Here is a 13,837-nt window from a genome sequence, read left to right on the forward strand (position 1 = left end):
GTAACCATTTCAAACTGGTACTGCTGTGGGGCGGGTTCTCTGAGCATGGCGGTCAGTCCGTTTTTTGCACTGACCTTATTAGATCAAAGTCCTGACCGGGAGGCCAGGACTTTGTCAACAGTCTGAAAGGCGGCGGGAACGCCGCCTTTCTTTCCATTTACAGACCGCACAGCACGCCGACAAACAGCGCCATGCCGACATAGTTGTTATTCTTGAAGGCGCGGAAACAGGCGTCCCGCTCGCGCCCGGCAATCAACTTCTGCTGGTAGACAAACAGCGCGGCGGCGACCAGCAGCGCCAGATAGAATACCGGCCCCAACGCCGCCATATACCCCAGCGCCGCCAGCAGCAACAGCATGACCAACTGCAGCAGACCGATAATCAAGGTGTCAAAACGGCCGAATAGGATGGCGGTGGATTTGATGCCGATCTTGAGGTCATCGTCGCGGTCCACCATCGCGTACTGGGTGTCGTAAGCCACCGTCCAGCAGACATAGGCCAGAAACATCATCCAGCAGGTTGCGGGCAGGGACTCGCTCACCGCGGCGTAGGCCATGGGTATCGACCAGCCGAACGCCGCCCCCAGAACAAACTGGGGCAGATGGCTGACGCGCTTCATAAACGGGTAGATCCACGCCAGCGCCAGCGCGGCGACGGAAAGCCAGATGGCCATCATGTTCAACGTCAGCACCAGGCCGAACGCCAGCAGCACCAGCACCACGAACAGCACCTTGGCCGACTGCTCGCTGACCATGCCGCTGGGCAGCGGACGCGAGGCCGTGCGCTTTACGTGCCCGTCGAAATGGCGATCGGCATAATCATTGATGACGCAGCCCGCCGCCCGCATTAAAAAGACGCCGGCGACGAAAACCAGCAATGTCCACGGTTCAGGCGTTCCCCGTCCGGCCAGCCATAGCGCCCATAACGTCGGCCATAGCAGCAGCAGAGAACCTATCGGCTTATCAATACGCATCAACCGACAGTAAGCCAGCCACTTCCCCGCGGTTACACTTCTTTCCAACGGATTAATCTCCTAAATTGCCGGCTAGCCTTCACGGCTATCCGTAAAATAAAGCGGCGCCTGTGGTAAAAACAGCTCGGTCAACAACAATGGATGACCGGAAAGACGCAAACGGGAACGACGCGCCCATAAACCTTCGCCGCGTCCGGTATGGATATAGTCACGCGTCAGGGCATCATGCTGAAACAGGTAGCGCCCCAGCGGGACGTTGCCGATGTTCATCAGCGCGGCGCCTGCGCCGTCCAGCGTTTGTTGGGGGATCAGGGTGCGGCCAAACAGCCAGGGACGCCCGTCGCCGTAAAGCACGACCTCACGCAGCCAATAACGCTCACTGACGGGCAGATGCGCGCGTTCGTCATGCAACGCCTGCGGCGGGATAAAACGCTCATCGCGGACGGACACCGTCAGGCGATCGCAATAGCCGTCGAGGCGCTGCGTCATTGACGCGGTTTCCATCAGCCAGCTCTCGATATGCGCAGGCATCATTGCGGGCTGTTCGCTAAACCATTCAACAGCGCGCAGGGAAATTTGCGCATTATCGGACATCATCCCTACTCCACTCAGGGTTGCTTGGTAAATAAAGTAAACGTCTCATATTGTAGCGCAGAATAGCGCTCCGATAACACGCTCTAAACCAATTGATACCTGATACGGTAACATTTTTGCAATTTTCCGCAGAGGGAAAGGCGTCACGAAACGGCATGGCGAGCGGGGAAAATAACCGGAGGCCGGCGGGTAAACAAATAGAAAAGGCACCGGCCGGCGATAATCAGCCGGACAGTGCCTTTTGCGGGAGAAATGACGCTAAACCCGGTCAAACCGCCACGGAACATCAGCCCCACGGCGGTGACGCGGTATTACATCATGCCGCCCATACCACCCATGCCGCCCATACCGCCGGCAGCGCCTAAATCGGCTTTATCTTCTTTCGGCAGGTCGGTCACCATACATTCGGTGGTGATCATCAGGCCGGCGATGGATGCGGCGTATTGCAGAGCGGAACGGGTCACTTTGGTCGGATCCAGGATACCCATGCCGATCATATCGCCGTACTCTTCGGTGTAGGCGTTATAGCCGTAGCTGCCTTCGCCGGCTTTAACGTTGTTGGCGATCACCGAGGCTTCTTCACCGGCATTGACCACGATCTGGCGCAGCGGAGATTCCATGGCGCGCAGCGCAACTTTGATGCCCACGTTCTGGTCTTCGTTGTCGCCTTTCAGGCCGGCCGCGCTGATGGAGGAAGCGGCACGAATCAGCGCCACGCCGCCGCCGGCAACCACGCCTTCTTCCACTGCGGCGCGAGTAGCGTGCAGGGCGTCTTCAACGCGGGCTTTCTTCTCTTTCATTTCAACTTCAGTCGCCGCGCCGACTTTGATAACGGCTACGCCGCCTGCCAGTTTAGCCACGCGCTCCTGCAGTTTTTCTTTGTCGTAGTCGGACGTCGCATCTTCAATCTGCTGGCGGATCTGAGTAACACGGCCCTGAATGGCGCCTTCGTCACCCACGCCATCGATGATGATGGTGGTGTCTTTGTTGATAACAACGCGTTTTGCCTGACCCAGATCTTCCAGCGTGGTTTTCTCCAGCTCCAGACCGATCTCTTCAGAGATAACGGTACCGCCGGTCAGGATGGCGATATCCTGCAGCATGGCTTTACGGCGGTCGCCGAAGCCAGGCGCTTTAACCGCGGCCACTTTCACGATGCCGCGCATGGTGTTGACCACCAGCGTCGCCAGCGCTTCGCCTTCAACGTCTTCCGCCACGATCAGCAGCGGCTTGCCTGCTTTGGCAACCGCTTCCAGCACCGGCAACATTTCGCGGATGTTGGAGATTTTCTTGTCAGCCAGCAGGATGAACGGGCTTTCCAGCTCGACGGAGCCGGTTTCCGGTTTGTTGATGAAGTAAGGGGACAGATATCCGCGGTCAAACTGCATACCTTCAACCACGTCCAATTCGTCCTGCAGGCCGGAACCTTCTTCAACGGTGATAACGCCTTCTTTACCCACTTTCTCCATCGCCTGGGCAATCAGTTTGCCCACGGTTTCGTCGGAGTTGGCGGAGATGGTGCCCACCTGAGCGATGGCTTTGGAATCCGAACAGGGTACGGATTGCTTTTTCAGCTCTTCAACGGCGGCGATAACGGCTTTATCGATACCGCGTTTCAAATCCATCGGGTTCATGCCCGCGGCAACCGCTTTCAGGCCTTCAGTGATGATCGACTGAGCCAGTACGGTGGCGGTGGTGGTACCGTCGCCGGCCGCGTCGTTCGCTTTGGAGGCAACTTCTTTCACCATCTGCGCGCCCATGTTTTCGAACTTGTCTTCCAGTTCGATTTCACGCGCAACGGACACGCCGTCTTTAGTAATAGTGGGTGCACCGAAGGATTTATCCAACACAACGTTGCGGCCTTTCGGGCCCAGGGTAACCTTCACTGCATCAGCCAGTACATTTACGCCGCGCAGCATTTTTACGCGAGCGTCATTACCGAATTTTACGTCTTTAGCTGCCATTGGTGTATTTCCCTTAAATTCGTTCAGTTCAGATGAGTTACGCGCAATTACGCTTCAACGATTGCCAGAATGTCGCTTTCGGACATGATCAACACTTCATCGTTGTCGATCTTCTCTGCTTTCACGCCGTAGCCATCATTGAAAATAACGATGTCGCCTACTTTCACATCCAGTGGTTTCACTTCGCCGTTTTCCAGGATGCGACCATGGCCGATGGCCAGTACTTCGCCACGAGTAGATTTACCTGCGGCGGAGCCGGTCAGAACGATGCCGCCAGCAGATTTGGACTCAACTTCTTTGCGCTTGACGATCACGCGGTCATGCAATGGACGAATTTTCATTGATAGCTCTCCTTTGAGAAAGTCCATATCAGTTTTGGGATAAACGCCGGATATGCCCTCATATCCGGCCTTGTGGTGTTCTAAGTGGGGGCGTTTCCTATCCCTTCAAGGGAGGAAATTTATTTTTTTTGCGTTAAGTAGCGTTTTTTTGTTATCAATGAATAAAAAAACAAGGATTATCAATACGATAATCCTTGCGTATTCTTCGATTCATCGCCGCGTTCAGCGATCGTCTTTTTCATCCCGCTGCTCAATATTTCTACGGCCGTCGTCTTTGCGCTGGTATTCGCCTTCAAACGTATTGCCGTCGGAGGAAGGGGGAGCGCCGGGGCCGGAACGCCAAATGTGCAAGTGGGGCATCAGCCGGAGGGTTAACCGCTTTTGTACCGGCGGCAGCAGCAGCAGCAACCCGAGGAAATCGGTAAAGAACCCCGGGATCAGCAGCAGGAAGCCCGCCAGCACCAGCGATACGCTTTTGACCATCTCGGCGGCCGGACTTTCGCCCAGTGCCATTTTCTGCTGCATCTGGACGATGGTTTTCATGCCCTGGTTACGCACCAGCGACACGCCGACGCAAGAAGTAAAGATCACCAGCAACAGGGTCATCGCTACGCCGAGTACCTCTGCTACCTGAATAAACAGCGATATCTCTATGTAAACGAAAAGAAAAATTAATAGTAACGGTAACCAGCGCACCCGACTCTCCTGTTTTTGAAAACGCATGCTGTTAAAAACAAACGCGGTTGTTGTAAACAAATTATGTTATTGAAAACAAATATGACCAGGCATCACCGCACTGCACATTATAATCTACTGAGATGGTAGCGCGATTGACTATTTTCAAGCCATGGCAGGACCATTTATTATCTTAAAATAGTTACGCGTGATGACTATCACAGTTCGTTTGACTGAGTTCAAACGACGGGACGGATAGTGATCCAGGCTACTATTTTTTTGACTTGCAGAACATCATAATGACAACGGATGCGGTTATGGTTAAACATTCTGCGACTGTCGTCTGTGATCGTACAATCATTTCACTTTGGCGCTGGTCAGCAGCAGAATAATAGAAGGCTATCATGTCAGATAATGTTCGTATTGAAGAAGACCTGTTAGGTACTAAAGAAGTTCCCGCAGAAGCTTATTACGGCGTGCATACCCTACGGGCGGTTGAAAACTTTTACATCAGCAACAGCAAAATCAGCGATATCCCGGAATTTGTGCGCGGCATGGTAATGGTTAAGAAAGCGGCTGCGCTGGCGAACAAGGAGCTGCAAACCATCCCGCGGAAAATTGCCGATGTCATCATCCAGGCCTGCGATGAGGTGTTGAATAACGGCAAATGCATGGATCAATTCCCGATCGATGTCTATCAGGGCGGCGCGGGCACCTCGGTAAACATGAATACCAACGAGGTGCTGGCCAATATCGGCCTGGAATTGATGGGACACCGGAAAGGCGAATACCAGTACCTGAATCCGAACGATCATCTGAACAAATGCCAATCGACCAACGACGCCTACCCCACCGGATTCCGTATCGCCGTTTACGCCGCCATTCTGAAATTGATTGATGCGCTGACGCTGCTTGGCGACGGCTTCGAACGCAAAGCCCAGGAATTTGCCGACGTATTGAAAATGGGGCGTACCCAGCTGCAGGATGCGGTTCCCATGACGTTGGGACAAGAGTTCCACGCCTTCAACGTGTTACTGAAAGAAGAAAACAAAAACCTGCTGCGTACCGCGGAACTGTTATTGGAAGTCAACCTGGGGGCGACGGCGATCGGCACCAGGCTGAACACCCCGGACGGCTATCAGCAACTGGCGGTACAGCGGTTGGCGGAAGTCAGCGGCCTGCCGTGTATTCCGGCGGAAGACCTGATTGAGGCCACGTCCGACTGCGGCGCTTACGTGATGGTTCACAGTTCGCTTAAGCGCCTGGCGGTGAAACTGTCGAAAATCTGTAACGACCTGCGCCTGCTGTCATCCGGGCCGCGCGCCGGTCTGAACGAAATTAACCTGCCGGAGCTGCAGGCCGGCTCGTCAATCATGCCGGCCAAGGTCAACCCGGTGGTGCCGGAAGTGGTCAATCAGGTGTGTTTCAAGGTTATCGGCAACGATACCTGCGTCACCATGGCTTCCGAAGCCGGCCAGTTGCAGCTGAACGTGATGGAGCCGGTGATCGGGCAGGCGATGTTCGAGTCAATCCATATTCTGACCAACGCCTGCCACAACCTGCGGGAAAAATGCGTCAACGGCATTACCGCCAATAAAGAAGTCTGCGAAGCGTATGTGTTTAATTCCATTGGCATCGTTACTTACCTTAATCCCTTTATCGGCCACCATAACGGCGATATCGTCGGCAAGATCTGTGCGGAAACCGGGAAAAGCGTACGTGAAGTGGTGCTGGAGCGCGGTCTGCTGACCGAGTCTGAACTGGATGATATTTTCTCTACTCAGAACCTGATGCACCCGGCGTACAAAGCCAAACGCTACACCGACGAGAACGATCTGTCCTAAAAGCATCGCCTAGTCCATACCAGGCACGTCTGTTCCCAAAGAGCTGCGTGCCTTTATTTTATGTTTTACATAGCCATAAGAAAAACTTATATAAAATACCCTACATAAAAGGAGTATCTTTCATGATTACCCTGGAACTACTTATTGTTTTACTGGCCATCTATCTCGGGGCACGACTGGGAGGCATCGGCATCGGTTTTGCCGGCGGTCTGGGCGTGCTGGTTCTTACCCTTGGGCTACAGATAAAACCCGGCGTTATTCCCTTTGATGTGATTGAAATCATCATGGCGGTTATCGCTGCAATTGCCGCCATGCAGGTAGCCGGCGGGATGGATTATCTGGTCGGTCTGGCCGAAAAATTACTGCGCCGTCAGCCCAAATACGTGACTTTTCTGGCGCCGCTGGTCACCTATTTCATGACCATCCTGGCGGGAACCGGCCACACCGCCTTCTCTACCCTGCCGGTGATTGCCGAAGTCGCCAAAGAGCAGGGCATCCGCCCTTCCCGCCCGTTGTCGATTGCCGTAGTGGCCTCACAGATCGCCATCACCGCCTCCCCCATTTCGGCCGCGGTGGTGTTTGTTGCGGGGATCCTGGAACCTGTGGGCGTCAGCTATCTGATGTTGCTGGGTATCTGTATCCCCACGACGCTGACCGCCGTTTTGCTGACCGCTATCGTCAGTAACTTTCTGGGAAAAGATCTTAAACATGACAAAGTGTATCAGGAACGTCTGAAAAAAGGCGAAACCGTGCTGCGCGGCGTCAGCAAACTGGAAAGCAAACCCGGCGCCGGACGTTCGGTGGCGTTATTTCTGTTTGGCATCGTCGCCGTGGTGCTGTATGCCACCGCCATCAGCGACACGGTTGGCCTGATCCAGAACCCGGTTTTACCGCGTAACGAAGCCATCGTGGTGTTTATGCTGACGGTCGCTACCTTGATTTGCATTACCTGCAAGATAGACACGGCGCGGATCCTCTCCGCCAGCACCTTTAAATCGGGCATGAGCGCATGTGTTTGCGTCATGGGCGTCGCCTGGCTGGGCGATACGTTTGTTAAATCCCATATTTCCGATATTCAGGAAACGGCGGGCGCGTTGTTGCAGAACTATCCGTGGATGCTCGCCGTAGTGCTGTTCTTCGCCGCAACCCTGCTTTACTCCCAGGCCGCGACGGCAAAAGCATTGATGCCCGCAGCCCTGCTGCTTGGCGTCTCTCCGGTTACTGCGGTCGCCTCTTTCGCCGCGGTCTCGGCGCTGTTTGTCTTGCCGACTTATCCTACGCTGCTGGCCGCCGTTGAAATGGACGATACCGGTTCAACGCGCATCGGCAAATATGTCTTTAACCATTCATTTCTGATCCCTGGCGTGCTGGCCATTGCGCTATCGGTGACTTTCGGCTTTATTCTCGGAAATATTCTGCTGTAACCCGCGAACGGATCGGCCAACCGCGCCGATCCGCATCATTCCCCTCATGCCGTAAAGCAAGGTATAGTGTCCGCATGTTCACCTGAAACCGAGGCCGCGATGTCCGACAGCCCAGCCTGCGACGCCGTCGTCATACTCTGTACCGCGCCCGACGAGCCTTGCGCGCAACGGCTTGCCGACTCGTTGCTGGCGGCCCGGCTCGCCGCCTGCGTCACCCTCTTTCCCGGCGCCCGCTCGCTTTATTATTGGCAAGGCAAGCTGGAGCAGCAATCCGAAGTACAGATGCTGATCAAAAGCGACGCCTCGCATCAGCAGGCTCTGCTGGATCACCTGAAACAACACCATCCTTACCAGACGCCGGAACTGCTGGTGTTGCCGGTACTGGGCGGCGATAGCGATTATCTGACATGGCTCGACGCTTCTTTACGCTGATTATCCTGGTTTGGGCAACATGCGGCGCTATCGCCGCCACGGCCGCGCCGTTCGCTCAAAACGCGATTGGCGGTAACCGGTTTTTACCCGTCGATCGGGCTTTCGCCTTCGATTTCCAACAGCGGGAAAACCAACTGACCGTACGCTGGGAGATACAGCCCGGCTATTATCTCTATCGCCAGCAGATCAAACTGGAAAGCGGCAATGCCGTGCTCGGCAACGTCGACTTACCGCCGGGCATCAGCCATCGGGACGAGTTTTTCGGCGAGGTTTTCATCTTTAAACAGCAATTGGCGCTGGATATTCCACTGCTTCAGGCGCATGAAAACGCCACGGTAAGCGTCACCTATCAGGGCTGCGCCGATGCCGGATTTTGCTATCCGCCGGAAACCCGGGTTATCCCGCTGCGGCAGATTTCCCCAACCGCACCCGCCGGTTCCGCGGCCACTCCGCTGCCCTTCTCGCCCTGGTGGGCGCTGCTGATTGGCATTGGCGTCGCCTTTACCCCCTGCGTGCTGCCGATGTATCCGCTGATATCCGCCCTGGTGCTCGGCAGAAAAGCGCCGCTGACGCCCCGGCGCACCTTTTGGCTGTCGATGACCTACGTGCAGGGTATGGCGCTGACCTACACGCTGCTGGGGCTGATTGTCGCCGCCGCCGGGCTGCGTTTTCAGGCGGCGCTGCAACATCCTTACGTCCTGATTGCTCTGTCGGCGCTGTTTATCGCGCTGGCGCTGGCGATGTTCGGCCTGTATACCCTGCAATTGCCGTCCGCCGTGCAAACCAGACTGGCGGAATGGAGTAATCGTCAGCAGAGCGGTTCTCTGACCGGCGTTTTCAGCATGGGCGCGCTGGCGGGACTGATTTGCTCTCCCTGTACCACCGCGCCGCTCAGCGCGATCCTGCTTTATATTGCGCAAAGCGGCAATCTGCTGGCCGGGGGCGGCACGCTGTATCTGTATGCTTTAGGGATGGGGTTGCCGCTGATTGCGATCACCCTGTTCGGCAATCGCCTGTTGCCGCGCAGCGGTCCGTGGATGCAATACGTTAAAGAAGCGTTCGGCTTCGTCATTCTGGCGCTGCCCGTCTTTCTGCTGGAGCGCATACTGGGCGAAAACTGGGGAATAAGGCTATGGAGCCTGCTCGGCGTCGCTTTCTTCGGCTGGGCGTTTACCCTGAGCTTGCGCAGCCGCAAACGGGGAATGCGGGTTGTTCAACTGCTGCTGTTGGCGGGGGCGTTAATCGCCGCCCGGCCGCTGCAGGAGTGGGTATTCCCTCCCGCAGGCTCTGAACGGCAACACGCCTCTTCCGCCCTCAATTTTATGCCGGTAACCAATATTGCCGGGCTGGACAAGGCGCTGGCTGAGAGTCATCGCCCCGTCATGCTAGATCTTTACGCTGACTGGTGCGTGGCCTGTAAAGAGTTTGAAAAATACACCTTCAGCGACAACGACGTGCAACGTCATTTATCGCGCATGTCGCTATTACAGGCTGACGTCACCGCCAACCGGGCGGAACAGAATACGCTGCTGCAACGGCTGCAGGTACTGGGGCTGCCGACGATTTTATTTTTTGACGCGCAGGGCAAAGAGATCCCCGGCTCGCGGGTGACCGGTTTTATGGACGCGGAGAAGTTTCACGCGCATTTGCAGAAGTACGCTCCTTAAACGACACTATTTATCTGGCCACCGCTCTTCTGGAGGAGACCCAATGCAACGGGAAGAGGTTCTTGAACATGCGCTCACTCTGCTGGAGCAGCACGGTTTCGCAATGACCACGCTGGAGATGCTGGCGAAAAAAATGGATGTTCCCGTAGCGGAACTACGGCCTTTCTGGCCCGACCGCGAAGCCCTGCTTTATGACAGCCTGCGCCATCACAGCCAGCAGGTCGATGTCTGGCGGCGACAGCTCCTGCTGGACGACACGAAAAGCATTGAGCAAAAACTTCTGGCGCGATATCAGGTCCTGCATGATGCGGTAAAACAACAGCGTTACCCTGGCTGCCTGTTTATTGCCGCCTGCAGCTTCTTTCCCGACGTTGACCATCCCATTCACCAGATTGCGGAACAGCAAAAGCAGGAGTCTTATCGCTATACGCGCGATTTACTGGAGGCGTTGGAAACGGACGATCCGGAAATGGTGGCGCAGCAGATGGAGCTTATCCTGGAGGGCTGCTTAAGCCGGCTGCTGGTAAAACGCCAGGCTTCCAGCATCGCCACCGCACGGCGGCTGGCCGAAGACGTACTGCGCTTTTCACTCTGCCGCAAAAATGGCGCCCTGACCTGATACCCGGCGCAATGCGCGGCGCCCCCCGAACGCTGGCTGAAAAGTCGGCAGTCAGTCGGGTTTTCCGCGCTTTCGCTCACAAACCCGTTGACGACGCGCAGGCAATACGGTTTAATGCGCCCCGTTGCCCGGATAGCTCAGTCGGTAGAGCAGAGGATTGAAAATCCTCGTGTCCTTGGTTCGATTCCGAGTCCGGGCACCACCTTTCCTTTTTTATGCCTCCTTATCAATCCCTATGTTGTTGTGATTCAATAAGTTGGCGTGAAAATCTTTTCCGATACGTTTTGATTTATCCCTTCGTATCGGGGAATTTGTGGGTCAGATTGCGGGTCGTTCAGTTCGATGAACGGGAGTGACCCTCATATGTTAACTGACAGCAAAGTCCGATCCGCGAAACCTCTCACAAAATCTTATAAGCTCACTGACTCGCAAGGTCTGTACCTGACGGTATCCACCAGCGGCGCTAAGCTATGGTATTTCCGCTATCGCCTCGGCGGTAAAGAAAGTCGTCTGGCTTTTGGTCCCTACCCTCAAACTACACTGGCGGAAGCCCGTGAAAAGCGCGATGCGGCGCGTAAGCTACTGGCGTCCGACCTCTGCCCTGCCCTGATGCGCAAAACGGATAACGCCGCCGTTGATGAATCCCGCACCTTTCAGTACATCGCCACCGCATGGCACACCAGTTGCCTTAAGCTCTGGTCGGACGCTCACGCCGATAAGATCCTCACCTGCCTGAAACGCTACGTTTTCCCCGCGATCGGTGCGATGGCTATCGCTCTGATTGAGACCCGGCATCTGGCGCAGTTGGTTAAAGCCATCGACGATAAAGGCGTGCATGACGTCGCCGGGCGGGTACGCCAGCATCTGACCAAAATCATGCGCCACGCGGTACAGCAGGGCGTAATCAAATACAATCCGGCTTACGATTTGGACGGCGTCGTGACCCCGGTGGTGACCCAACATCACCCCGCCCTGCCGCTGAAACGCCTGCCTGAACTACTGGTGAAGATTGAGAACTACAAAGGCCGGATGCTGACTCGTCTGGCGCTGGAATTAAGCCTGCATGTTTTCCTGCGCTCCAGTGAACTACGTTATGCGCGCTGGGATGAATTCAATCTGAAAGCGCATATCTGGACCGTGCCTGCAAAACGTGAAACGGTTAAAGGCGTAAGGTTTTCTGAGCGTGGCGCAAAGATGAAGGACGAGCATCTGGTGCCGTTGTCGCGGCAGGCGGTCGCCCTGCTGCAACAGATTCAGGCGATTTCCGGCGAGTCGGTCTTCGTTTTTCCGGGCGCAAATACCCTGAACAAGCCGATGAGTGAAAACACCATCAACAAGGCGCTGCGCGTGATTGGCTATGACACCAAAACCGAAGTGTGCGGCCACGGTTTCAGGACAATGGCCTGTAGCGCGCTGAACGAGTCTGGATTGTGGTCAAGGGATGCCATTGAGCGGCAGATGAGTCACAAAGAGCGCAACGGCGTGCGGGCCGCCTATGTGCATAAGGCCGAGCATCTGGAAGCCAGAATCGAAATGATGCAGTGGTGGTCGGATTATCTGGACGTCAGCCGGGATGGATATGTTGCGCCGTATATTTATGCACGGCAGCATAAGGTCGCGGGTACAGCCTGACCGTTAATTTTCTGACAGGAGCAGATCCTGACTAGCGGGATCTGCTCCTTTGTTTTCTGAAAGGTTTTACATTCGTATTTTTAACGATTAATCGGGGAACGCCTAAAATTATTCTGGCAGAATATTTTTAGGTCGTTACCTATCAATACGGGAAATTTTTAAAGGAAAACTTATCATCATGGCGACGATGAAAAAATCTGCACCATAGGATGATTTTCTTCCGACACGACACTGCGCCAGAACCCGATATTCCGGCCAACTGAACCAGATTCCTGTTGCCAGGAAGTCGCAGCTCTGCACCAAAGCATTGTCGAACGAACATCGAACTGCGCCAATCACGACCTTTTCAGCCCTTTGGCCCTTTCCGGTTTGGCGCTGTTACCCTTAGCTTTCCTTTACCCTTTCGGCCTTTTCCTTTTCTGGCGCAACTGTTTTTATTCGCGTAACGCAGTAGCGATAATTCCTGTCGCAACGTTGCGATTTCCTTTGGCTATTAATTGCACCAGTATCGATAGGAAATCGTACAAAATTATTTGGCCCCAAATATTTTTGTACAAAAACCGATTATTGATACGGGTTATGAAAGATAATACCTTATGAATAGTCATTTCGATTGAAATAACAGAAAGTAAAAGGAAAAAGCCTCATCACGTTTACCCGCAAATATTTCCCGGTGGATAACGATTGAGTACCAAAAAACTATCAGTCAGTATCCCCCCCGACTGCCATAAACCTGCGCCACGTACCGCCCGCGCCCGTCGCCGTGCCCCAGATCCATCGCCGTCAGCGCCAGCGCCTCTTTTTCACTGAATCCCTGCGCCAGATAATGACGAATCGCATCCTGCGCCCAGGCGTAACGCAATGAATGCGGGGAATATGCGCCAGTCAAGCCGATACGCGACGCCTGACCGTGCCAATATTTCATCGCGCTTTTCAGGTCGGGCCTGTCAATCAGCCTGCCATTACGTTGTTCTGCCACAGCTAACGCATTTTCCAGCGCTTTTCTGACTGCGCCAGCATCCAGAATTATTGTCTCGCGGGACCGTCCGCCTTTGGTGCCGAAAACGATGGTCAGCCGGGTTTCATCACGCTCCAGCGCCTGTTTCCACGTCCTAAGCGATTGCGCGCACTGCACCGCTTCCTGTGAACGCAGGCCCATCAACCTTGAAAGTTCCAGCGCCGCCGCCATCCCGGCGTCTTTTGCGCGAGCGATTTCCAGCACCTGCCGATAATACTCCGCCGTAATCGCCCGCCGGGTGCCGTTGCGGGATACGCCGGACAGCCCCAGTGAGCGGTTACTTAGTCGCTCACTGGCTGCAAGCCTACTGCGTCCGGCCTGCTTCAGCAGACAGCGGAGCGCCGCCATTTCGTTTTGCAGGCTGCGTTTCGTTATGCCCTGTTCCAACCGTTCACGAACGTAACTCTCAATATGTCGGGCTTTCAGTTGCTCCACCCGCCGGATCTGTACATTCTGCCCCAGTAAGCGCTCACAAAATCGCTGAGCCAGCGCCATACGGTCATGAACGGTTTTATGACTGCCGCCCGCCTGTCGCGCCAGCGTTTTCATTTCCTGCTCCAGAAGACTCATTTTTGCATGTCCACCTTTCATGATTGCCGCAAAATCCAAAACAGATACAACCTTCCCCGGCGCATAGGCCGATAGCCCCTGATT

Annotated in this window: 12 protein-coding genes and 1 tRNA gene; 7 read left to right on the plus strand and 6 right to left on the minus strand. The window is 55.0% G+C overall.

Annotation, left to right across the window (positions count from 1 at the left end; genetic code table 11):
* Positions 1-157: 157 nt before the first annotated feature.
* The 5 genes from ubiA to MFP24_RS00665 form a co-directional block, all read right to left on the minus strand.
* Positions 158-1,021, minus strand: coding sequence for a 4-hydroxybenzoate octaprenyltransferase (gene ubiA / locus MFP24_RS00645; protein WP_263458365.1), 864 nt, complete (start codon positions 1,019-1,021; stop codon positions 158-160).
* A 24-nt stretch (positions 1,022-1,045) separates the two neighbouring features.
* Positions 1,046-1,567 carry a chorismate lyase gene (ubiC, locus tag MFP24_RS00650; RefSeq protein WP_407062007.1) on the minus strand — a complete coding sequence of 174 codons (522 nt, stop codon included), beginning with the start codon at positions 1,565-1,567 and terminating at the stop codon, positions 1,046-1,048.
* 311 nt (positions 1,568-1,878) lie between these two features.
* Positions 1,879-3,531: a chaperonin GroEL gene (groL, locus tag MFP24_RS00655; protein WP_009114522.1), complete on the minus strand. Its 1,653-nt coding sequence runs from the start codon at positions 3,529-3,531 to the stop codon at positions 1,879-1,881.
* Positions 3,532-3,578: 47 nt separating this feature from the next.
* Complete coding sequence (locus tag MFP24_RS00660) at positions 3,579-3,872, minus strand: co-chaperone GroES (RefSeq protein WP_009114523.1); 294 nt, start codon at positions 3,870-3,872, stop codon at positions 3,579-3,581.
* A 222-nt stretch (positions 3,873-4,094) separates the two neighbouring features.
* Complete coding sequence (locus MFP24_RS00665) at positions 4,095-4,568, minus strand: FxsA family protein (protein WP_136165668.1); 474 nt, start codon at positions 4,566-4,568, stop codon at positions 4,095-4,097.
* Between the two features lie 383 nt (positions 4,569-4,951).
* Here MFP24_RS00665 and aspA point away from each other — a divergent pair, with 383 nt between their 5' ends.
* From aspA to MFP24_RS00700, 7 genes are all read left to right on the plus strand, one after another.
* Positions 4,952-6,391, plus strand: coding sequence for an aspartate ammonia-lyase (gene aspA, locus MFP24_RS00670; RefSeq protein ID WP_249230856.1), 1,440 nt, complete (start codon positions 4,952-4,954; stop codon positions 6,389-6,391).
* Positions 6,392-6,513: 122 nt separating this feature from the next.
* Complete coding sequence (locus MFP24_RS00675) at positions 6,514-7,815, plus strand: anaerobic C4-dicarboxylate transporter (RefSeq protein WP_249230857.1); 1,302 nt, start codon at positions 6,514-6,516, stop codon at positions 7,813-7,815.
* A 99-nt stretch (positions 7,816-7,914) separates the two neighbouring features.
* Complete coding sequence (gene cutA / locus MFP24_RS00680) at positions 7,915-8,247, plus strand: divalent cation tolerance protein CutA (RefSeq protein WP_249230858.1); 333 nt, start codon at positions 7,915-7,917, stop codon at positions 8,245-8,247.
* Positions 8,223-9,914: a protein-disulfide reductase DsbD gene (locus MFP24_RS00685; RefSeq protein ID WP_249230859.1), complete on the plus strand. Its 1,692-nt coding sequence runs from the start codon at positions 8,223-8,225 to the stop codon at positions 9,912-9,914. The genes cutA and MFP24_RS00685 overlap by 25 nt, the downstream gene beginning before the upstream one ends.
* Before the next feature lie 43 nt (positions 9,915-9,957).
* Positions 9,958-10,533, plus strand: coding sequence for a transcriptional regulator (locus tag MFP24_RS00690; protein ID WP_249230860.1), 576 nt, complete (start codon positions 9,958-9,960; stop codon positions 10,531-10,533).
* Between the two features lie 126 nt (positions 10,534-10,659).
* Positions 10,660-10,735, plus strand: a tRNA-Phe gene (locus MFP24_RS00695).
* Between the two features lie 161 nt (positions 10,736-10,896).
* Positions 10,897-12,165, plus strand: coding sequence for a tyrosine-type recombinase/integrase (locus MFP24_RS00700; protein ID WP_249230861.1), 1,269 nt, complete (start codon positions 10,897-10,899; stop codon positions 12,163-12,165).
* Positions 12,166-12,871: 706 nt separating this feature from the next.
* On the opposite strand, the gene MFP24_RS00705 is transcribed toward MFP24_RS00700, so the two are convergent.
* Positions 12,872-13,753: an integrase domain-containing protein gene (locus MFP24_RS00705; protein WP_249230862.1), complete on the minus strand. Its 882-nt coding sequence runs from the start codon at positions 13,751-13,753 to the stop codon at positions 12,872-12,874.
* Between the last annotated feature and the right edge of the window lie 84 nt (positions 13,754-13,837).

Origin of the sequence: Brenneria tiliae, from assembly GCF_023347575.1 — a bacterium.
In the GTDB taxonomy this organism is placed as follows: domain Bacteria; phylum Pseudomonadota; class Gammaproteobacteria; order Enterobacterales; family Enterobacteriaceae; genus Brenneria; species Brenneria corticis.